Raw genomic sequence first — 20,546 nt, 5'->3', positions numbered from 1 at the left:
CAGAAAAATCTATGGAATCAACAGAAGAAATTTGGGAATTGCGACTTTATGTAGCTGGTAAGACTACAAAGTCGGTTAATGCTTTGAGTAATTTGAAAAAATACTGTGAAGAGCATTTAAAAGATAAATACATCATTGAAGTTATAGATTTGCTGCTTCATCCTCAGCTTGCGGAAGGTGATCAGATTCTGGCGATCCCTACTTTGGTAAAAAAAGTACCGGAACCCATCAGAAAAATTATTGGTGACCTGTCCAACGAGGAAAAGGTGTTGGTCGGCTTGAATATCCGTCCGGCGAAAACCGCCCTGCGAGGAGAATTGAATGATTGAACCTCTAGGCCCACATCAAATGGACGATATTATCGGCGAAGACGACAAATATGTTTTACGGTTATTTGTAACCGGAGCCTCGACAAACTCTGTCAGGGCGATCAGTAATATTAAACAGATATGTGAGGAGTACATTGCGGATCGATATACATTAGAAATAATTGATGTTTATCAGCAAAAAGAGGTTGCAGAGAGAGAACAGCTTATTGCATTGCCGTTATTGATAAAAAGTTTTCCTTTACCCGAAAGGAGGCTTATCGGCGATATGTCTGACACCAAAAGGGTGCTAAACGGGTTAGGACTTTTTTAGTAATATTGATGAATCCAGTAAAAACGTACGATCAGCTTTTAGAAGAAAATTCAAGCTTGCAATGGCAACTTGAGGAAGCTACGGATATTATTCATGCCATACGCACCGGCCAGATCGATGCACTGGTTGTTAAAAAGGAGGATGGACATGAACTATACACATTAAAGACGGCAGATCAGACTTACCGGGTATTTATTGAAAAAATGAACGAGGGGGCCGTTACGTTGAATCATGACGGAATTATTATGTATTGTAATTCCATGTTCGCTACGATGGTCAACGTTCCGCTTTCAAAGGTAATCGGACTCTCATTTGATACTTTCATCGCTTCGGAATGCCTGAATGTGTACAAGGAAATATTTAAAAAAGGCTGGTCACAGGATGGGAAATTCGAGATTTCTATAAGCAGCAACGACAGCCTGATTCCTTGTCAGCTTTCAGTTACTACGCTTGAATTGGACGAAGGGGTTTCCCTGAGTATCATTATTACAGACCTTTCTTATCAAAAAGAAATTCAGCGTTTACTAAAACTCAATAATGAAAGACTGGAAAGCACGAATGCTGCTTTGGAGATCAGTAACCATGATTTACAGCAATTTGCTTCCGTAGCTTCACATGATTTACAAGAGCCTTTAAGGAAAATCCTTATTTTTTCCGGGTTATTGAAAAGTCGGCATATGCACGAATTGCCGGAAGAAAGTCTCCTTTATCTTGAGAAAATTATCGCTTCATCAGGCCGGATGAAAACCATGATCATTGATATTCTGACTTACTCTGGTTTATCTGTAAATTACAATCACTTTGAACCGGTTGAATTAAATGTTGTTATCAATGAAGTTTTAGAAGATTTTGAAATTCTGATCGCGGAAAAAGGAGCAACTTTTGAAATTGGAAAACTACCTTCCATTGAGGCAAATAAAGGTCAGATCAGGCAGGTTTTTCAGAACCTGATCGGGAACGCATTGAAATTCTCAAAACCCGATAAATTACCCGTTATTACAATCAAATCTGTCGAAGAAAATAATCAGTCAGCCTTTCACGATATTTGCAGAATATCCGTTTCCGATAATGGAATCGGTTTTGATGAGAAGTATGGAGATAAAATATTTTCGCTATTTCAACGATTAAATACCAAAGACAAATACGAAGGATCAGGTATTGGTCTTGCCATTACGAAAAAGATTTTGGACAAACATAACGGAACTATCACTGCCAACAGTACAGAAAATGTAGGTTCTGAATTTATCGTCAGTCTGCCATATAAACAAAAAGCGGATGGAGAAAATGATACGAATAGCTGACCTGCTCCGTATCATTTCTGCTTTTATTCCACAACATTAGTAGTTTCTCCACTTATAAAACCAGCCAGATTATCAGCGACCATTCGCAACAACCTTTTTCTTGCTTCAAATGATGCCCAGGCGATATGTGGCGTGATCATGCAATTCTGTGCTGTCAATAATGGATTGTCGGCTTTTGGTGGTTCTGAGGAAAGCACATCGAGTCCTGCGCCTGCAATCGTCTTGTTGTTTAGTGCATGTGCAAGATCTTCTTCATTGATCAGTGGTCCGCGCCCGGTATTCAGTAAATACGAAGTCGGTTTCATCCACGATAACCTTTCCGCATTGATCAGATTTTTAGTTTCCTCAGTCAGCGGACAGTGCAGACTGATCACATCACTTTGTTTAAAGAGCGTTTCAAGAGAAACCATTTCTATATCCAAATCTTGCGTCTGATCAGGGTTTTTGCGGTATGCAATCACTTTCATTCCGAACGCCAGGGCAATCTTCGCAACTTGTGAACCAATATCTCCCAATCCAACCAGACCGATTGTTTTTTCGGCTAATTCCACCAAAGGCGTTTTCCAGTAGCAGAAGTCGGCAGAGGCCGCCCAGTCGCCGTCTCTGACACTTTGACTATGTAGTTCGATATGGTTTACCAGCGCTAAAAGTAACGCAAAAGTATGCTGTGCGACTGATTTGGGCCCATACGCTTTGACATTCGTTACAGTAATCCCGAGTTTGCGGGTTGAGTCAATGTCGATGTTATTATATCCGGTTGCGCAAACACCAATATATTTCAGCTTGGGTAACTGACCTAAAATAGCGTCGTTTAAAATTACCTTATTAACCAAAATGGCATCGGCATTTATTGCTCTTTCAACAATCTGTTCAGGGGCAGAACGATCGTAAACTGTTACATTTCCCAAAGTTTGAATAGGTGCCCAGTCCTGATCACCTGGATTTAGTGTATAACCGTCGAGGATAACAATGTTCATAGGGTAGCTGATTGGCATGCTGTGTTAGTTAAAAAGACTATAATTTTATTCTGAATTTTGAAATTACATAGGATCTACTTTGAAAATACATAGATTTTATTTTGAAATTACATAAGTATGACTTTGAAATTACATAAAAAATCCCTTCCGGTATGATCAGCACCGAAAGGGATTCTTATATTAATTGAAATAAGTTCTCCTAATTTTTAGGCTCTCCGCCAACCTTGCCTGCGCCCGCTCCCTGCTGCTGCATAGGGTTTTGCGGACGGCGTATTTGTGATTGTTTGAAGATCTGGAAGCGCGTTGGTTTTGCCACACGAGGGAATGAATTGTTTTCAGTGTCGATATCGGCGATCTGATAGTAAGGGTCCAGTGTCCACTGCACTACTTTTTTAGATGTCGAAACGACTTTGTTGATCTGCTGATCGTTAAAGCGCCAGATTTCGGCAGGGAAAGTTACCAGTGAATCTGTTCCGTCTTCAAAGCCCATTTTAACAATTACGGGCATTGGTAAACCACCTTTATTTTTAATTGATAGCGTATAAAAATTGGTATGTTTCTGAACCAGATCTTTTTCCGCAGGAGATAATGAAGCAAGATATTGTTCGTATTTCTGCTTGTCTGCGTCCGTTACTTTGTAGGGATCGTATGAATTGTAAAAATCATTCATGGTTGAGTCCTGCGCAACTACGGTTTTGGACTTATCAGCCGCATCACGGATTTTACTGATCGTTTGTCCTTTCGCCATGGCTTCTTTACGCGCGATTTCCTTTTCAATTTCAGGGTTTTGCGTATCCACACTGAACCAGTTTACACTTACCAAATCCTGGTCAACCGGTTCTACGCCATAGAACCAGCCTTTCCAGAACCAGTCAAGATCCACACCGGAAGCATCTTCCATGGTACGGAAAAAATCTGATGGCGTTGGGCTTTTGAATCTCCAGCGTGTTGCATATTCCTTGAAAGCATGGTCAAATAATTCGCGGCCCATGACGGTTTCACGCAAAATATTCAAAGCCGTTGCAGGTTTCGCATACGCATTTGGCCCAAGACCAATTACGTTTTCGGCTGATGACATGATAGGAGATAATACCGATTTGTCGGAAGACATATAATCCGTGATAAACATCGGCTCGCCACGGCGTGTCGGATAATTAAAATCCCATTCTTTTTCAGCAAGATATTGGCAGAAAGTATTCAAACCTTCGTCCATCCAGGCCCACTGACGTTCGTCAGAGTTCACGATCATCGGGAAAAAGTTGTGGCCAACTTCGTGAATGATTACCCCGATCATACCATATTTTACCTGCTCGCTGTAAGTTCCGTCTGGTTCCGGGCGGCCACCGTTAAAACTGATCATCGGATATTCCATACCGCCGCCAGATGTTGCGTGGCAGGAAATAGCAACCGGATAGGGATATTCAAAAGTACGGTTACCGTAAGATTTCAAAGTATGAGCAACTGCGCGTGTTGAATATTGTTCCCAAAGCGGATTTCCTTCTTTTGGATAAAAGGACATACACCAGATTTTCTTACCGTTTTTGTAAACATCACTTTGCATCGCATCCCAGATAAATTTACGGCTGCTTGAAAATGCGAAATCACGAACGTTGTCTGCTTTGTATAACCAGGTTTTTTTTCCAACGGATTTGTTTTCGCGTTTCTCTGCTTTTTCAGCCTCAGCCTGCGTAACAATAATTACAGGCGTTTTCGAAGTTTCAGCCTGCTTCAAACGTTGTTTCTGTGTAGCGGTCAATACCTGCGCATAGTTTTGGCATTCACCGGAAGCTGCCACGATATGATCAGCGGGTGCGGTGATAGCCACTTTATAATTTCCGAATATTAATGCAAATTCACCTTGTCCCAAAAACTGTTTGTGGTTCCATCCGTTTACATCGTCATAAGGCGCAAGACGAGGGAACCAGTGTGCGATGAAATAATTTGCATTTCCGTCTTTCGGGAAAAACTCATATCCGCTGCGACCATAGTATTCGGTGATATTGTAAGCCCAGTCCACGCCAAAAACAACACTCATGCCTGGTTTTAGGGGCGTTGGCAAATCTATACGCATCATCGTGTTGTTGATGGTATATTTTAGCGGATTTCCTGCCTTGTCTTTTACTTTCGAGATTTCGTAACCGTATTCCGTTTTAGGATCAAGATTAGAACCACGACCGTTATTTAATCCCTGAAGCTGGGTAGTGCTCATCCCTTTTTCATTGATCGTTCCCGTGCGGCTTGTCGCGCCGATACCATCTTTTTTGAAAAGGTTTTGCTCCAGTTGCAGCCAGATGTATTTCAGCTCATCCGGAGAATTATTGTAAAAAGTAATGTTTTCAGAACCGATGATGCGGCGTTTGTCGTCATCCAGTTCTACTTTGATGTCATAGTCCGCACGCATTTGCCAGTACTCTTTTCCTGGTGATCCTGATGCTGTGCGGTAGGTATTTGGTGTCGGAAGTACGGTCCCCAACTGCTCGAAGCGGTCGTTGGCCTTGTAGTTTGGTGAAGTGGGAAACTGCTGGGCATTGATTGCCAGAGATAGCAGCAGTAATAAGGGTAGAAACAGGTTTTTCATAAATAATTGGAGTGTTATTGATTGCGCGATTAATTTACGGATAATCCTAAGATTTCTCTAAAAAGCTGATTATTAATGATCAGCGATATTGCCATACCAACAATAATTCCCGAGATAATATCATTCCATCTGAGTTTGGATAACCGGAGTAATTCTATGGCTACAAAAGCGATAGCTAAAATTACAAATACGATAATGAGCTGTCCTAATTCAAGCCCGACATTGAAACCTAAAAGCGGCTCAAAGATATCGGCTTCCTTACCAAGCAGCGTGCGGAGATAATTAGAAAATCCCAGACCATGAATAAGTCCGAAAATCAACGCGATGGGATAACGTGAACTGTACGTTTTTTCTCTTACATAAGAGCTTTTCGGGTTTTTGTGAAAGAAGTTTAGGATAGCCGTAAAAAGTATCGTCACCGGAATCAACAATTCGATTACATCGGGGTTGATCGAAATCATACCCATAGTCGATAAGGCCAGCGTGATGGAATGCCCGATCGTAAAAGCTGTAACAAGAATGATCACTTTCTTCCAGTCAATCAGCGTGTAAATGGCACAAAGCGCAACGATGAACAGGATATGGTCGTAACCATTGGAATCTGTAATATGATCGAAACCCAATTGCAGGTAAGCTTGAAATTCGGACATGAAAAGGAATTTATTTGATGGGTTAGGTGAGAAGGAATGTAGCCATTCGCTTACTTGTTAAAACAAAGTTCCGAAGTTATTTCATTCGGCAGAGGAAAACAAGTTTGAAAGAAATTGGGAGTTGCCGGTTTCATCAAACAACAAAAAAAACCGGAAGCAAACGCCTCCGGTTTTTTCAAATTCTGACACCAATTATATAAGATTATTAATATCTACCATAGATCGATATTTCCAGTAACAGTCCCACTATTGTGATACATTTCAAAATAAGAGTCCATTACTAGTTTGCCATAGACGTTGGTTGGCATTGAGGGAACATTTAAAAAATGATATCTAATAATTCCATGACCTTTGGAGTATAAATCATTATTTGGGTGTTGTGGTGCTTCCCATCGTGATGTAGGACTATTCAAACTTGTACCATATAGAATATTACCATCCAGTTCAATGTTAAAAAACCTAAAGAATCCGCTATAATCATCTATATATTCCCATTGTCCAATTGTAGAATTGTACTTTTGAAATTCCATGGAATAGTATATCTGATATCCGTATTCTCCAAACGGATAATACCAATCTGAACAATTTATATAAATTTCCTTTTTAAATGTTTGGTTATTATAAACGCTGTTCGTAGAAAATGCTAAATATCTATCTCCGGGACGGAAAGTTATTCCACCATTAGTTCTTAATGAACTCTTTCTATCAAGAAGGTCAATCCCATTGGTCATGTGATAAGTAGTCAAGGATTTTGATTTTGCCTCGACCAAGGGATTATTAGATTTGGAAAGGATATCCTTTATTTCTGTTAATTTGTTCTCTGGAATGATGTACAAATCTCCGCGATAGAACCATGCAATATTTTTGTCTAATTGAAATTCCATTTCATTGTTTAACAAGGCAGAAAAAGCTCTTGGAAGAAGAATTTTCTTGCCGTTTTCAATTAAAATCGAATCATTACTCGCCTTATAGAAAGCTTTACTTTTAAGTTGCGACGAAAAATTTATTGTTTGCTCTAAATTCAAATTATTTACAGAATCTAACAAATTTTTAAATCCCTGTAAAGAGTTAACTTTAAACCTGTCATTTTCAATTAGTGATCCACTGTTTACTTCCTGACGAATGTCATTTTCTTTACAACCAAGAAGAAATAAAAATACAATCGCGAAAAAACTAGAATATAAATTTCTCATAATCAAGATCAAAGTTATTATGTTTTTAAATATTGATGGTTAATTTACGTTGCTGAGAGGGTCACTTTCAGCAACGTAAATGAATCAGTATTTTTTTATTTCCTTTTAATACTCTGCGTTCTGTGGATCAAAGTTTGTCCATGAAGTTGTCCAGTCCGTAGTTCCAAATGCGCCTACGTATGTATTTGCTTCAAATCCTGTTGGAAGAGTAGCTCCTGCGGTTAATAGTGGTGAAGATGCCAAAGGTAAAACCTTTAATCCTGCACCAAGCGTATTATACGCTGGATCAAGTAATAAGGTAGAAACAACAGCACCAAATACATTTTTACGACTTGCAGACTTAAGTAAGGTAGTATCCCCGGCAGCAATTGCATTTGTCATACCAGAAAGATATAATCCTTGATAATCCGATTTTCCGGTAGTGAAGTTTGCCTGAGAGGCAGTCTGTTCAAGTTCAAGTCCACCTTTGTAGCCACCTACAACTACTGAATTGTAGATGCTAACTGCCGAATTACGACGAATTCTAAATGCTGAACGGTATTTTCCATTAACTGTACCTGGTGCAATGAAAATACTCATGTTGCTAAATTTAGCATTCGTTTGAGGAGTTGCATCCGAACCGTTAGAGTCATTGTCAGATTCAAACCCGTTTGAATCTGAGCAAGAGCACTGATCTGCAACAGATGGGTCACGAAGTGCTAAACCAAACTGCACTCTTCCGCTATATCCCCAGTCAGTATCAAAATCATCATCCAAAGTTCTGTAAGAGATAAGGTGTTTTGCATTAACTGTTCCACCGAACCACTCGTAAGCATCATCTCCACTGTATGAAACCTGAACATAGTCAATTGTAGTACCTGAACCCACACCACCGAAAGTAAGACCGTTGATTTCTTTGTCTGTTTCAAATGCGATTCCGGCAAATTCAATTCGTACATATTTCAAGGTACCAGAATTATCAGCGGCATCTGTTCCTCCAAAAGTTGAAACGTTTTCCCCTTCGATTGTTGCAGGAGTTTTGTTTACAGGAGCTTTACCAAGAAGAACAACACCACCCCAGTCACCGTAGTTACGAGCACCTTTTGCCGCACTTGAAGTGAATATAATAGGTTTCGCAGCAGTTCCCTCTGCCATTATTTTTGCGCCTGGTTTGATGATAAGAGAACCTTTTGTCAACTTGTCGCCTTTAATGATAGTACCTGGTTCAATAGTCAATGTTGCATTGTTATCAACATAGACGAAACCTTCAAGAATGTACTTATTGGCAGCTTTCCAAGTTGTTGCAGTCGTAATTGTTCCTTTAACCGTAATTGTTTCCCCAACAGGTGGTGTTACGATCGTCGGATCTTCTCCATCATCGTCTGTCTTACAAGATTGAATAAAGACCGTAGAAGATGTTACCAGCATTGCAAGTAACCAAGTTGCTAATTTTCTCATGTAAAGAATTGATTTGTTTTAATTGATTATTATTGGTGAATTAGAAGGTATACCGAAGACCAACCATCGAATAGGATCCTCTGCGGTATTTTTGGTAAGATCCGTCCTCAGAAGTAATTTTATTATCACGGTTGGTATCTTGAACTAGGCGGAACGGTTGGTTTAACAAATCCTGTACACTGGCTTTCAGTTCCAAGTGTTTACCAATTGCCTTAATTATATTTAGATCGATAACATTGCGGGGCATTTCAAAAATATTCGCGCTAACTTGATTGTCTCCAATGATATAAATTCTTTTTCCAATGATGTTGTAAAGTGCATTTATCTGGAAACCATGAGCATCATCATTATAGAAAAGACCTGTATTAATCAAATAAGGAGACTGGCCTTGTAAATATCTGTCTGAGCTCCCAGTAGTAACGTTCGTTTTAACATCACTTGTAATTAAAGAAGCATTCAGTGTTACCAACATTTTACTCAGGAAATTTGCATTCTCCGGGCTTGATAATGCTTTTCTCACTTCAAGTTCTACACCACGGGCATAGGCTGTTTTTGCGTTTTGAACGGTGAAAGCAACCGTACTACCATTATAAAAAATAGCAGCTTCAATAGGATCTTTGAAAGTTTTATTGAAGAAGGAAAGCGTTATCAGCTCACTTTTACTAGGATAGAATTCGAAACGGACATCATAGTTTTGAATGGTGGCGTTAACAAGATCTGGATTTCCTTTTCTTGACACATCAAAGTTAAAATCGTAATAAGTACTTGGCGATAATTCTCTGAATTCAGGTCTGTTGACAGTAGTACTGTAAGCAGCTCTGATTGCATACATTTCGTTGAACTTATAGGTAAGATTTAATGAAGGCAGCGGAGTAAACACAGGGCGATCGACATTAACCTCGATCCCTCCACCTCTTTCAAAGCCTTGTAATTGCTGACGGTTATACTCGCCTCTGAAACCGATGGTTGCATTTAAGTGCTCTGTCAATGGCCAGTAAACTGATGCATATCCGGCAGCTAACAAGTTTTGTGCAGTATATTTATCGTCAAAGTTAGTTCCTTCCGAATAATACACCTTATCTGTCGCAAGATTTGAATTTTGGAAAAACTGCTCAGGTGCTAAGGTTAATATTTCGCTCCCAACACGGTTTGGGTTAACAATACCGAACCATCTTGCAGAATATTTGCGGTCTTTGTACTCAACATATGTACCAGCGTTTAGCTTTGGTTGCATTTCTGAATTTTCCTTTTTTGCACCAAGCAGGTGTTCAACAGTAACTGTTCCAGTTCCTACTATTTCACCTAATCGTGAGTAAAAGCGCGCTGCCTGCTGCAGAGTCGGGCTTTCAAACTGCTGTAAGTTCATTGTGAATGGATTGTTCGTTCCTGTTTCACGCGTTGAAGTGAATCTACGGAAATCAGGTTCATTTCTATAAGTATAACCAGCACCTCCAATCCATTTCAATTTAGTCTTCTCGCTAAGTTCGTGTGTACCACTTAGCTGTCCTGAATAGATACTTCTGGCCTCATACCTAAATGCGCCATTGTTGAAATCAATATTATTTTCAAGGTCGCCACCGCCACGAAGTACAGTTTCTTTATTCCCCATTTGATTAAACAAATTGCGGAATTCAATTTTATTTTTAGGGTTAAGAATAAATGCCCAGTTTGACATTATTCCTAAACGTGCATTTTCCTGGAAAAGCTGATCATTTAAAATTGCGGTTTTCTCGCCACGGAAGTTGAAACGGTTTTGAGAAACCTCAGTATTAACTCTTGTGAGCGAATAATTTATGTAAGAAGTATTGGTAACCTCCGTGTTTTTTACAAAAAACCTTCTGCTAAAATTAACTCCACCTCTCCAATCCGGAGTAACAGATGACATGTTTTTCGGAGCATAATAATCAGGTAATTGCTTGAATCTATCAATTATGGCGTCATTGCTTGCATTTAAAATTACACCACGCCTATTTGGGAAATTGCCCGGAAGGGTTCTAGTTCCATTCTCAATTCCAAGAAATTCCAAGGGACCTCCCTGATGGCTCGTTGCAGAGCTAAACGTTGTTCCTGCACGGTAACCTACTGAAAAATTTACTCCAAAACTATTTCCATCAGGAACCGTTTTTGTGTAAATTTTTATTGCCCCGCCACTAACGTCGCCAGGTAAATCTGCGGATGCAGATTTAAACACCAACATCCGGTCAATTGCCGAAGCCGGAATCAAATCGAAAGAAAAGGATTTTGTATCAACCTCCGTGGACGGTGTGATAATATCATTTAGCAATACAGTATTGTAACGTTCATTTAGTCCACGAACTACAATAAAACGGTCATCAAAGATTGAAATGCCCGGAACTCTGCGAATCACTGCCGAAGCATCCCTGTCCTGAGTCCTTTGAATCTGCTGTGCAGAAATACCAACAGCAATTTGCTGAACTTGTTTCAATTCTGTAATCACTGAAACTTCCGTATTCGTATTACGCTGACCTTTAACAACAACTTCTTGTAACGTTTTGTTGTCCTCATCTAACGAAGTACTTATTAAAGTTGACTTATCAGCTTCAACTCGTACGTTATCAATTTCTTTTGTAGCGTATGATACGTAACTGATCTGTATTTTATAAGATCCGGAAGGAACTTTTAAAATATCGAAATTTCCTTCAACGTCTGTAACAGAACCAATTGAAGATTGTGTGCCTAAAATCTGAACGGTTGCTCCAATGATAGCCTCCCCGGATTTTGCATCCTTTACTTGGCCTTTGATAGTTCCTGTCTGACAGAATGCCAGAGTTGTGATAAAAAGAAGAGAGAGAGTAAAAAAGTACTTTGTTTTCATCTTGTGTCAGTTGTTTTCGACAGCAAAAGTACCCTCCCAATATTACCTCAATGTTAACTCAATATTATGGCTTGGTTATTTAAGGTTTGCAATTATCACTGTAAATCAATTCTTTACAGAATTTGTGGCATTTGTTCGACAAGAATATGTCTTTACAAAGAGATAGAGGCATTTTTGCCTTTTCGGTAGGTTATTCTATAAAGCCGTTACCACTGCTGGTTTTGAACTTTTCCAAGTCGTAAACATATCCGTTGACTACTGCGTACTTCACAATATTACCGTTTTTTAAGAGGAAAGTGCCTGAGCTTCCAAGTTCCGGCGAGGATACGGATGGCAATTTTCCTCTTTTTAGGAAGTGAAATGGTGACTCATATAAAGACGAAAGCGGTAGTTTTCCGGAGTCAGTTGAGGCTAGTTTTATATAAAGATATCCTTGTCTGAACAATTCTTTCGGGTTCAATTTTTGTAGTTCCTGAATGCTGTTTATTGCAGATGGGTAAACTTTTCCCGCAGCGAGTGTTAGTCCTGATGCATTAATTTCCTGAGTACCAAAAACCGTCGAAAGATCTCCGTAATCTTCAACTCTGGCAGCATAATAAAATCTGCTGGCATTCGCGTAATTCACTTCATTACGATTTATTCCAAGATCCGAAAGGTATGTATAATCGCCTTTCGTTATTGTTGCGCCGCGCACGATCAGATCGAAAAGCGACCTTCCGTTCTCAGGGATGTTCTCGTAATTTCCTTTGTCTTCCTTGTCGTAACTACGATCTGCAATGGCCTCGAATGCAGTGAGTAGTGACATGAAATTTAGTTTTCTGATATACTGTTTTTCAGGATCTCCGGCATACCCACCCGATTCAATGAGGATTAATGTCGTACCCCATTTTTGAAAATTATCCCCAAAACCTCGCGGTTCGTGATCATCTGCGTATCTGCCGACCTGCCCGGGAATAAATTGCTGCAGATCGCGGTTCATTTTAACAATCAACTGCATTGACTTTTCCCTGACAGTATTTATTGATCTTGGATAATCGTAAGCCGTGGCAAGAAAGGAGATGGTCGCTTTTTTCTCAGACCGTCCAGCCGAATATCTTGGACCCTGGTCATGCAGGTTGAAGCCAAATTCCGGTTTGATTTTGCTTTGCAGATCTTTTAAAATTTTGGATTCAGGTGCCTGAAGAAACATGGCATCTCTGTTCAAATCAAATCCCTGCGCATTTCTCCGCTGGTATTTTTCCGCGCCATCGGGATTCAGCATCGGTACAAAATAGATGGTCGTGCTGTCCAGTATTGTTTTTCTTAATTTATCAAAACCGTCACCTTTTCCTTCCAGAAAGTTGAAAATATCGAAAGTAGCCATGGTCGCTGTCGGTTCGTCGCCGTGCATCTGCGACCAGGCCATAATCGTGTGTGGTCCTTTCCCAACCTTAATCATGGAAATACTTCGTCCTTCAAAAGATTCGCCTACTTTGGAAATTTCGTAAATATTGTTCGTACGTCTTTTCGAGATTAGTGGCTGAATGTCTTTATGCTTGAAACGCCGGTTTTTTATTGTTGTTTCTTTATATTTTTCGTGAGATTTCATCAACCTTTCAGCCAGATCACGGGACTGGGAAAAGGATAATTGTATTTGACAAAAGAGAACAAGGAGGGTGAGTAAATATTTCATAGTCTTGTTTGTTTCACGGAAAGTAAAAAAGCGGACTCCGCGCAGGTAAAACGCGAAGACCGCTAAGTTTTTTAACGAATAAAACTTCTTAATCTTTGCTTTTGTCCTATTTTTCTTTCTGTGAAATCTTGACAAAAAGAAAGTCATTCAACAATGCCATTGAAAAAAGCGGCATTTTCAGCCACTAAATCATATATAAATCCATTTACGACCGCATATTTCACTTCACCGTTTTTAGTCAGCGTAAAAGTTGCAATGTCTTCAAAAGTCGGGGCTGCTGCCGGCTCGGCTTTGTTTCTTAATATATGTAAAGGGAGTTGGGTGCCCGAAACTCCTGATAAGGTGAAGTCAGGTTTCATCTTGATAAAAGTATAACCTTCTTTCAGTAATGACCACGGGTCAATCTTATCCAGGTCATGGATATTATCATACTCAACTGAAAGTACTTTTCCTTTTTCCAAAGTATATCCGGTGGCATCAAATTCTTCGCTTCCAAAAAAGATCGAAAGATCTCCATAATCTTCAATCTTGCTTTGATAGAAAAATTTTGTAGCGTTCTCGTAATTTATCTCGGTTCGATCAATACCAAAGTCGGCCTGAAAATTTTTTCCGTCCTGTAATATTGTTGCATTTTTTATCAGAAGGTCGAATATATAACGACTATTTTCAGGTAAAGCATGATAGTCTTCCCGCCCTTCATTTACGTAGGAATTTTCCGCAATCGAATAAAGTCCTGACAAGGTCGCCATGAAATTCAGTTTCCTTATATACTGTTTTTCAGGATCACCAACATATCCACCCGATTCGATCAGGATGAGTGATGTTCCCCATTTCTGAATATTGTCACCAAAGGCGCGCGGTTCGTGATCTTCATTCCATTTTCCGACCTGGTTTGGGATATGGTTCTGCAACATCCGGTTCATTCCGGTAATAACCTGTATTGATTTTTCGCGGACAGGATTTACATTTTTCTCATGGTCATAAGCTGTGGCCAAAAAGGAAATTGTTGCGAGCTTTGAGGTATTTCCAACCGAATAACGCGGATTTTTATCATGCAGATTAAATCCGAATTCAGGTTGAAGCGTTTGTTGTAATTCCTTTAAAATCCTCGATTCGGGAGCTTGCAGGTGCAAAGCATCGCGGTTGATATCAATATTCTGAGCATTTCTTCTTTGATAACGTTCCGCTCCATCCGGATTTAACATCGGGACAAAATAAAGTGACGTCTCCGACAAAATTAAATGACGCGCCTCGTCAAATCCATCATTTTTTCCATCTAAAAAGTTTAAAATATCAAATATCGCCATGGTCGCGGTCGGCTCATCACCGTGCATCTGGCTCCACAGCAATATTTTTCTCGGACCGGTTCCTGTTTTGACGCAGTGAATCGGACGTGCCTCAAAAGACTCTCCAGCCTGTTTTATTTCATAAGCCGGATTGCCTTTCCTTTTTTCAATTAAATGAATGACTGACTCCTGTTTGAAGCGCCTGTTCTGCAATGATGTCTCGCGAAAAAGCGGATAAGAAGTGTATAGATTATTTTCGAAAGCAGTTTTCAAATTCATGAATTTGTATAAGCCAAATCTGTAAAATAAATGTAATCAGGCAGTTGTTGAGATATTAAACATAATGTTGGTAAAATTAAACACAATCTTTAAAACAGCTTATACAATTTCTTTACGTTTAATGCAGAATTTTTGCAAAAATTGTTCCATTCTGTGACAAACTTTACATATCTTTGCAGCATGTTAAGAGCTGAAACATATCATCATTTTCATCAAAACCATTTGGTTTCCGGGCGTCTTGGGTGATGTGTTTTTGCAAGTAGTGTTGTAATAAGGTTGAATACATAGTATCCCAGAAGCCCGATTCCTCAAACGAATCGGGCTTCATTTTTTTCTGAGATTTTGAATTTCAGTTTGTTACTGAAGTTTTATATATAATTGTCCCTGCAAAACCTTAATCCGAAACGAATGAAAACCGTAATTATCAAATACAATGCCGGAAATGTGCAGTCAGTGATGTATGCCCTTGACCGGATTGGTGTTGATTATTTGTACACAGATGATGAGGCAGCGATACGTTCTGCGGATAAAGTGATTTTTCCGGGGGTAGGGGAGGCAAGCACAGCGATGAGTTATCTGAGGGAAAAAGGTCTTGATAAAATTATTCCAACCTTAACGCAGCCTGTTCTCGGAACCTGTGTAGGTATGCAGCTGATGTGCCGTTTTTCAGAGGAAAATAATACAACCTGCATGGGGATTTTTGATGTGGATGTAAAAAGATTTCCGCCAACGCCTGGTATGAAAGTTCCGCACATGGGCTGGAACAACATCACCAATTATAAATCAGCGCTCACAGAAAATCTGATCGACGACGCATTCGTATATTTTGTACATAGCTATGCTGCACCGGTTTGTGATTATACCGTAGCGACCTGCGATTATATAAATCCGTTTAGCGCGATGTTGCATAAAGATAACTTCTACGCCGCCCAATTTCACTGCGAAATCAGCGGCGACGTCGGACAAAAAATATTAGAAAATTTCCTGAAACTTTAACCAACCAGGCCTGAAAGGCCGACATATCTCAGCACAGGCCACCGGCCTGTGAACCGGGATATCGGCACGATTCGCGATATCATTACGACGATAAAATATGATCCAGATAATACCAGCCATAGACATGATCGACGGAAAGTGTGTCCGTCTGACGCAAGGAGATTACGGCAAAAAAACGATATACAACGAAAATCCGCTTGAAGTTGCATTGGAATTTCAGGATTCAGGTTTGACAAGATTACACCTCGTGGACCTGGACGGAGCAAAAGCTAAAAAAGTCATCAACTGGAAAGTTCTTGAAAAGATCGCCACGCAAACATCTTTGCATATCGATTTCGGTGGTGGTGTTCAGTCCGAGGAAGATATCCGGGTTGTTTTTGAAAGCGGCGCTAAACAGGTAACAGGCGGAAGTGTAGCCGTGAAACAGCCGGATTTATTCAAAAGCTGGCTGGATAGTTATGGCGGAGAAAAAATCATCCTCGGCGCGGATGCCAAAAACGAGAAAGTGGCAGTAAGCGGCTGGGAAGAAGGGACAGAACTTTGGGTTTATGATTTTGTCGAGGAATATGTTGAAAAAGGTGTAAAATATACCATCAGCACCGACGTCGCGAAAGACGGGCTTTTAGAAGGCCCTTCTTTCGATTTATATAAAAACTTACAGGATAAATGTCCTGACCTGAAAATTATCGCGAGTGGCGGTATCAGTGGTTTGGAAGATGTTGAAAGGTTAGCTGAAATGAATATATATGGTGTGATCATAGGGAAAGCAATCTATGAAAACCGTATAAGTCTAATCGATTTACAACGATTTTTAGCTTAGAGATATGTTGACAAAAAGAATAATTCCCTGTCTGGATGTAAAAGACGGACGTACGGTCAAAGGTGTAAATTTCGTCAATCTGCGTGATGCCGGAGACGCGGTGGAGCTTGGGGCACTTTATGCCGCACAGGGCGCCGACGAACTGGTTTATCTGGATATCGCCGCGACTGTTGAAGGTCGTTCTACTTTTATCGATCTGGTTCGGCGGGTGGCGCATACCATTAATATTCCTTTTACGGTTGGTGGTGGAATTTCTTCTATTGCGGATGTATCGGCTTTGCTGCATGCAGGCGCCGATAAGGTTTCTATTAATTCTTCTGCCGTTCGTAATCCGGACCTGATCAATGAGCTTGCTTTGGAATTCGGAAGCCAGTGTATCGTGGTCGCCATTGATACCCGTTACGTTGAAACCATTGAAGGTGTTTTTGAGCATATTGTGCATACCCACGGAGGCAGAAAACCTACCGAACTCCGCACAATTTCCTGGGCAAAAGAAGTGGAAGACCGTGGAGCAGGCGAACTTTTACTGACTTCTATGGACACGGACGGTACTAAAAATGGCTTTGCGCTGGAACTTACCTCGTTAATTTCATCTAACGCAAACATCCCCGTAATTGCCTCGGGAGGTGCCGGAAACATGGAACATTTTTACGATGTTTTTACAGAAGGTAAAGCAGATGCCGGCCTTGCTGCAAGTATTTTTCACTTCCGGGAAATAGATATTCCTGATTTGAAGCAATATTTACAAAATAAAGCGCTTCCAATGCGTTTGACCAGATAAATTCATTGCTGTTGATAACAGCCAAAATTTCATAAAAAAGTATAAATGACGCACGAACTTTCAATCATAGATTTTACCAAATCAGCCGACGGACTTGTGCCGGCTGTTGTTCAGGATATCAATACGTCTGTTGTCTTAATGCTTGGGTATATGAACCGTGAAGCGTTTGAAAAAACACAGGCAGAAGGCAAGGTTACCTTTTTCAGCAGAAGCAAACAGCGTCTCTGGACGAAGGGAGAAACTTCTGATAATTTTCTGTTTGTTAAGGAAATATTAGCTGACTGTGACGGAGATACGATTCTGATTAAGGCTGAACCGGCGGGGCCAACTTGCCACACTGGGGACGATACCTGTTTTGGGGAAAAAAATAACCGCAATACACGGATCGGGGAAGCGGCGTTTTTAAATTATCTGCAAAAGGATATTATCCGTGACAGAAAATTAAATCCGGCAGATGAGTCTTACACCAGCAGCCTTTTTAAGAGAGGTATCAATAAAATCGCTCAAAAGGTAGGGGAAGAAGCCGTTGAAGTTGTTATTGAGGCAAAAGACAACGACGACGACCTGTTCAAAGGTGAGGTGAGTGACTTGCTTTTTCATCTTCTGGTGCTTTTGGAGCAGAAAAACATTGACTTAGATGAGGTAATTAGCGTACTTCGTAGCCGTCACTCATAAAAACCAAAGCCATATGAATTTATTAATACGCCTTCTAGTCAGTACTTTGGCCATTGTGGTCGCTTCCAAGCTTGTTCCGGGCGTCTTCGTAGAAAGCTGGACAACGGCCGCAATTGTTGCTATTGTTTTAGGAATTCTTAACACCTTTTTAAAACCAGTGCTTCAGATACTGGCCCTGCCGATTACGATTCTGACACTGGGGATCTTCTATTTTGTTATCAATGTATTTATAATTTATCTGGCGACGTATCTGGTTGATGGCTTTGCTATAAGCGGATTTATCTCTGCGCTGATCTTTGGTTTCGTTGTTTCGGTAGTTTCTGCAATCCTTGGTATGTTTTTGGATTAGACTTTTGTTTGAAAAACTAATTCTAAATCAATTATATGAATTGCAAACTACACGCCTATGTTTAACCAACTAGAAGAAATAAAAGATACGCTGTTTAAGTATTTTGAGACACGTATCGATCTGTTTAAGATAGAGACAAGAGACAAAATAGAACGCACGGTCGTAAGTGCAATCTATGGTGTTGTTCTGTTGAGTGTTGCTTTGATCATTCTGATTCTGCTCATTATATTGTTAGGCACATTCCTGAATAAATGGCTGAACAGCGATTATCTTGGATATCTGATACTGTTAGGTGTTTTTGTGTTGAAGTTAATTTTGGCGATTTCTTTCAAAGAGCAGCTGATCGGGTTTATTCGTAATATAATCACTCGTTTTGTTCAGGTGAAAGAAGATGAACTGACAGAGAAAGTACTTGGGAAATAGGCTTTTCTGACGAATTTGCTATTTTTGGTTCACAATGGTTACTTCTGAATAATACTTTAATATAGGGTCATGATATGAGTAGTTCACCGATAGATTCATCCGTAAAATTAACGAAACCGTTCTCGTCGAATACTGACGCAGAAAAAGAGGATTTGCTCCGGGAAGCAGATCTTTACAGAGACAAACTCGAAGTGCAGTGGGACGATCTGAAGAAAGATGCAACAGATTACGGTAAGCAGGCGTTGATCATAGGCGGAGTGGTCGTAAGCACTTATTTAGTGCTTGAGGCGGTGCTTCCAAAAGCACAAAAGAAAGAAAAAATATATCTTGAGCCTGAAAATACGGTAATTCGACGTTCGGTTCCTGAAAAGAAGAGTAAATTTGCGATAGGTGCAGTCGTACAAAGCTTAGTATGGACATTGGCAGCAGGATGGGCGCGCCAAAAGCTAAAGAATTTTATTGCAGATGACCTTGAATCGGATGAAGAAAATATCAAATCATAAAATAGCAGAACTCCTTACAGCCAGAAAAGAAGAAAAAAGGAAATCTTTTGCAGTTCTCCTGGATCCTGATAAAGTGGATTTTGACACTTTTCAAAGTTTCCTTGAGCAGGCTGTCGAAAACGAAGTTGACTTTTTTTTCGTAGGTGGCAGTCTTATTACAAATTATGCCATTGATAAGCTGATCTCAGCTATTCAACAATATACCAATATCCCGACAATTTTATTTCCTGGTAATAGCCTTCATGTTGAGCATACTGCTGATGCGGTGTTATTATTATCTCTGATTTCAGGAAGAAATCCGGATTTTCTTATAGGACAACACGTCATCGCTGCTCCTATGTTAAGAAAAAGTGGGATTGAAATTTTACCAACAGGTTATATGCTGATTGAAAGTGGTAAACTGACCACGGTATCCTATATCAGTAACACGACGCCGATTCCACATGATAAAGCTTCCATTGCTGCTTGTACAGCCATGGCCGGAGAAATGTTAGGGTTGCGGAACATTTTTCTGGACGCCGGCAGTGGCGCACAAGTCCCGGTTTCTCCTGAAATGATTGCAGCCGTTCGTGCTGCCGTAGATACGCCCATAATTGTAGGCGGTGGAATTGATTCAAGTGAAAAAGCATTGCTTGCGATGCAGGCCGGTGCAGATGTCATCGTGGTAGGTAATGGAATAGAACAAAATCAGAATCTGCTTCCTGAGGTTGCGGCGTCTGTAAAAATGTTCAACCTGCAATTAGAGAAGGTTTACTAGACTTAGAAGATAATATATTGTACTAAAGAAAGGGGTTTCATTATTTTCTAAGGAAATTTTAAGTTCTTGGAAAAATACAATCCAAAACGTTGGGATAATTGAAACTAATCATGCTATCTTTGTATCGAACCTTAATTACACCCAAGAAATGAAAAAATTCGTAGCATTTGCATTTGTTGCCGGAATGGTAGCATTCGCGTCTTGTACTAGCAAGCCAAAAGAAGAAGCAGCTGACTCTACTGCTGTAACTGTTGAAACTCCTATGGTTGATACTGTAGCTGTTGATTCTGTTGCAACAGATTCTATGTCAACTGATTCAGTGAAATAATTCATTGAGCTTTTGCTGAAATTACTGAAAAGCCTTATTTATAAGGCTTTTCTTTTTTTATTTAGG

20 protein-coding genes are annotated in these 20,546 nt (G+C 40.1%); 12 read left to right on the top strand and 8 right to left on the bottom strand.

All coding sequences use genetic code 11. The features are described from left to right. Positions 1-11: 11 nt before the first annotated feature. The 3 genes from AC1XUO_RS15145 to AC1XUO_RS15135 are packed head-to-tail and all read left to right on the top strand — an operon-like array spanning position 12 to position 1,940. Positions 12-329: a circadian clock KaiB family protein gene (locus AC1XUO_RS15145; protein WP_483330631.1), complete on the top strand. Its 318-nt coding sequence runs from the start codon at positions 12-14 to the stop codon at positions 327-329. A 19-nt stretch (positions 330-348) separates the two neighbouring features. Continuing rightward, positions 349-639, top strand: coding sequence for a circadian clock KaiB family protein (locus tag AC1XUO_RS15140; RefSeq protein WP_483330630.1), 291 nt, complete (start codon positions 349-351; stop codon positions 637-639). Between the two features lie 8 nt (positions 640-647). Beyond that, the gene (locus tag AC1XUO_RS15135; protein ID WP_483330629.1) at positions 648-1,940 is read left to right on the top strand and encodes a PAS domain-containing sensor histidine kinase; all 1,293 of its coding nucleotides are present in this window, start codon (positions 648-650) and stop codon (positions 1,938-1,940) included. 23 nt (positions 1,941-1,963) lie between these two features. Here the strand turns inward: AC1XUO_RS15135 and AC1XUO_RS15130 are convergent, their stop codons facing one another. From AC1XUO_RS15130 to AC1XUO_RS15095, 8 genes are all read right to left on the bottom strand, one after another. After that, a complete protein-coding gene (locus AC1XUO_RS15130; RefSeq protein WP_483330628.1) occupies positions 1,964-2,917 on the bottom strand; it encodes a D-2-hydroxyacid dehydrogenase in 954 nt (317 codons plus the stop codon). Between the two features lie 199 nt (positions 2,918-3,116). Next, positions 3,117-5,495, bottom strand: coding sequence for a M1 family metallopeptidase (locus AC1XUO_RS15125; protein ID WP_483330627.1), 2,379 nt, complete (start codon positions 5,493-5,495; stop codon positions 3,117-3,119). Between the two features lie 29 nt (positions 5,496-5,524). Next, on the bottom strand, positions 5,525-6,145 hold the full coding sequence (locus tag AC1XUO_RS15120) for a HupE/UreJ family protein (protein WP_483330626.1): 621 nt from the start codon (positions 6,143-6,145) through the stop codon (positions 5,525-5,527). A 212-nt stretch (positions 6,146-6,357) separates the two neighbouring features. After that, entirely contained in the window at positions 6,358-7,338 is a 981-nt protein-coding gene (locus AC1XUO_RS15115) for a hypothetical protein (RefSeq protein WP_483330625.1), read from the bottom strand. A gap of 105 nt (positions 7,339-7,443) precedes the next feature. Continuing rightward, a complete protein-coding gene (locus tag AC1XUO_RS15110; protein ID WP_483330624.1) occupies positions 7,444-8,775 on the bottom strand; it encodes a T9SS C-terminal target domain-containing protein in 1,332 nt (443 codons plus the stop codon). Positions 8,776-8,815: 40 nt separating this feature from the next. Next, a complete protein-coding gene (locus tag AC1XUO_RS15105) occupies positions 8,816-11,611 on the bottom strand; it encodes a TonB-dependent receptor (protein WP_483330623.1) in 2,796 nt (931 codons plus the stop codon). A gap of 190 nt (positions 11,612-11,801) precedes the next feature. Next, positions 11,802-13,283 carry a M14 family zinc carboxypeptidase gene (locus tag AC1XUO_RS15100; RefSeq protein WP_483330622.1) on the bottom strand — a complete coding sequence of 494 codons (1,482 nt, stop codon included), beginning with the start codon at positions 13,281-13,283 and terminating at the stop codon, positions 11,802-11,804. A 143-nt stretch (positions 13,284-13,426) separates the two neighbouring features. After that, positions 13,427-14,848: a M14 family zinc carboxypeptidase gene (locus tag AC1XUO_RS15095; protein WP_483330621.1), complete on the bottom strand. Its 1,422-nt coding sequence runs from the start codon at positions 14,846-14,848 to the stop codon at positions 13,427-13,429. A 408-nt stretch (positions 14,849-15,256) separates the two neighbouring features. On the opposite strand from AC1XUO_RS15095, the gene hisH reads away from it, so the two are divergent. The 9 genes from hisH (at position 15,257) to AC1XUO_RS15050 (ending at position 20,480) form a co-directional block, all read left to right on the top strand. Then, positions 15,257-15,844: an imidazole glycerol phosphate synthase subunit HisH gene (gene hisH, locus AC1XUO_RS15090; protein ID WP_483330620.1), complete on the top strand. Its 588-nt coding sequence runs from the start codon at positions 15,257-15,259 to the stop codon at positions 15,842-15,844. Positions 15,845-15,941: 97 nt separating this feature from the next. Next, positions 15,942-16,664 carry a 1-(5-phosphoribosyl)-5-[(5-phosphoribosylamino)methylideneamino]imidazole-4-carboxamide isomerase gene (gene hisA / locus AC1XUO_RS15085; protein ID WP_483330619.1) on the top strand — a complete coding sequence of 241 codons (723 nt, stop codon included), beginning with the start codon at positions 15,942-15,944 and terminating at the stop codon, positions 16,662-16,664. A 4-nt stretch (positions 16,665-16,668) separates the two neighbouring features. Then, positions 16,669-17,445: an imidazole glycerol phosphate synthase subunit HisF gene (gene hisF / locus AC1XUO_RS15080; protein ID WP_483330618.1), complete on the top strand. Its 777-nt coding sequence runs from the start codon at positions 16,669-16,671 to the stop codon at positions 17,443-17,445. A 45-nt stretch (positions 17,446-17,490) separates the two neighbouring features. Further along, entirely contained in the window at positions 17,491-18,120 is a 630-nt protein-coding gene (gene hisIE, locus AC1XUO_RS15075) for a bifunctional phosphoribosyl-AMP cyclohydrolase/phosphoribosyl-ATP diphosphatase HisIE (RefSeq protein WP_483330617.1), read from the top strand. Between the two features lie 13 nt (positions 18,121-18,133). Next, entirely contained in the window at positions 18,134-18,469 is a 336-nt protein-coding gene (locus tag AC1XUO_RS15070) for a phage holin family protein (protein ID WP_235151765.1), read from the top strand. A 57-nt stretch (positions 18,470-18,526) separates the two neighbouring features. Beyond that, on the top strand, positions 18,527-18,892 hold the full coding sequence (locus AC1XUO_RS15065) for a phage holin family protein (protein ID WP_483330616.1): 366 nt from the start codon (positions 18,527-18,529) through the stop codon (positions 18,890-18,892). 74 nt (positions 18,893-18,966) lie between these two features. Continuing rightward, positions 18,967-19,395: a hypothetical protein gene (locus tag AC1XUO_RS15060; RefSeq protein WP_483330615.1), complete on the top strand. Its 429-nt coding sequence runs from the start codon at positions 18,967-18,969 to the stop codon at positions 19,393-19,395. Then, positions 19,373-20,152 carry a phosphoglycerol geranylgeranyltransferase gene (locus AC1XUO_RS15055; RefSeq protein WP_483330614.1) on the top strand — a complete coding sequence of 260 codons (780 nt, stop codon included), beginning with the start codon at positions 19,373-19,375 and terminating at the stop codon, positions 20,150-20,152. Before AC1XUO_RS15060 ends, AC1XUO_RS15055 begins: the two co-directional genes overlap by 23 nt. Positions 20,153-20,300: 148 nt before the next feature. Beyond that, a complete protein-coding gene (locus AC1XUO_RS15050; RefSeq protein WP_235151769.1) occupies positions 20,301-20,480 on the top strand; it encodes a PG1828 family lipoprotein in 180 nt (59 codons plus the stop codon). Positions 20,481-20,546 lie beyond the last annotated feature (66 nt).

This window comes from Dyadobacter sp. HNCC25DJ186 (genome assembly GCF_056895235.1).
Note: the sequence above shows the minus strand (reverse complement) of the source record. Positions and strands in the feature narration are given on the sequence as shown.

What these genes read in the sequence shown, in the direction of transcription:
- AC1XUO_RS15145 (WP_483330631.1), top strand. Translation starts at nt 12, where the DNA reads ATGGAATCAACAGAAGAAATTTGGGAATTGCGACTTTATGTAGCTGGT.
- AC1XUO_RS15050 (WP_235151769.1), top strand. Translation starts at nt 20,301, where the DNA reads ATGAAAAAATTCGTAGCATTTGCATTTGTTGCCGGAATGGTAGCATTC.
- hisA (WP_483330619.1), top strand. Translation starts at nt 15,942, where the DNA reads ATGATCCAGATAATACCAGCCATAGACATGATCGACGGAAAGTGTGTC.
- hisH (WP_483330620.1), top strand. Translation starts at nt 15,257, where the DNA reads ATGAAAACCGTAATTATCAAATACAATGCCGGAAATGTGCAGTCAGTG.
- AC1XUO_RS15060 (WP_483330615.1), top strand. Translation starts at nt 18,967, where the DNA reads ATGAGTAGTTCACCGATAGATTCATCCGTAAAATTAACGAAACCGTTC.
- AC1XUO_RS15055 (WP_483330614.1), top strand. Translation starts at nt 19,373, where the DNA reads ATGAAGAAAATATCAAATCATAAAATAGCAGAACTCCTTACAGCCAGA.
- AC1XUO_RS15115 (WP_483330625.1), bottom strand. Translation starts at nt 7,338, where the DNA reads ATGAGAAATTTATATTCTAGTTTTTTCGCGATTGTATTTTTATTTCTT.
- AC1XUO_RS15125 (WP_483330627.1), bottom strand. Translation starts at nt 5,495, where the DNA reads ATGAAAAACCTGTTTCTACCCTTATTACTGCTGCTATCTCTGGCAATC.
- AC1XUO_RS15065 (WP_483330616.1), top strand. Translation starts at nt 18,527, where the DNA reads ATGTTTAACCAACTAGAAGAAATAAAAGATACGCTGTTTAAGTATTTT.
- AC1XUO_RS15120 (WP_483330626.1), bottom strand. Translation starts at nt 6,145, where the DNA reads ATGTCCGAATTTCAAGCTTACCTGCAATTGGGTTTCGATCATATTACA.
- hisF (WP_483330618.1), top strand. Translation starts at nt 16,669, where the DNA reads ATGTTGACAAAAAGAATAATTCCCTGTCTGGATGTAAAAGACGGACGT.
- AC1XUO_RS15095 (WP_483330621.1), bottom strand. Translation starts at nt 14,848, where the DNA reads ATGAATTTGAAAACTGCTTTCGAAAATAATCTATACACTTCTTATCCG.
- AC1XUO_RS15100 (WP_483330622.1), bottom strand. Translation starts at nt 13,283, where the DNA reads ATGAAATATTTACTCACCCTCCTTGTTCTCTTTTGTCAAATACAATTA.
- AC1XUO_RS15070 (WP_235151765.1), top strand. Translation starts at nt 18,134, where the DNA reads ATGAATTTATTAATACGCCTTCTAGTCAGTACTTTGGCCATTGTGGTC.
- hisIE (WP_483330617.1), top strand. Translation starts at nt 17,491, where the DNA reads ATGACGCACGAACTTTCAATCATAGATTTTACCAAATCAGCCGACGGA.
- AC1XUO_RS15105 (WP_483330623.1), bottom strand. Translation starts at nt 11,611, where the DNA reads ATGAAAACAAAGTACTTTTTTACTCTCTCTCTTCTTTTTATCACAACT.
- AC1XUO_RS15110 (WP_483330624.1), bottom strand. Translation starts at nt 8,775, where the DNA reads ATGAGAAAATTAGCAACTTGGTTACTTGCAATGCTGGTAACATCTTCT.
- AC1XUO_RS15130 (WP_483330628.1), bottom strand. Translation starts at nt 2,917, where the DNA reads ATGAACATTGTTATCCTCGACGGTTATACACTAAATCCAGGTGATCAG.
- AC1XUO_RS15135 (WP_483330629.1), top strand. Translation starts at nt 648, where the DNA reads ATGAATCCAGTAAAAACGTACGATCAGCTTTTAGAAGAAAATTCAAGC.
- AC1XUO_RS15140 (WP_483330630.1), top strand. Translation starts at nt 349, where the DNA reads ATGGACGATATTATCGGCGAAGACGACAAATATGTTTTACGGTTATTT.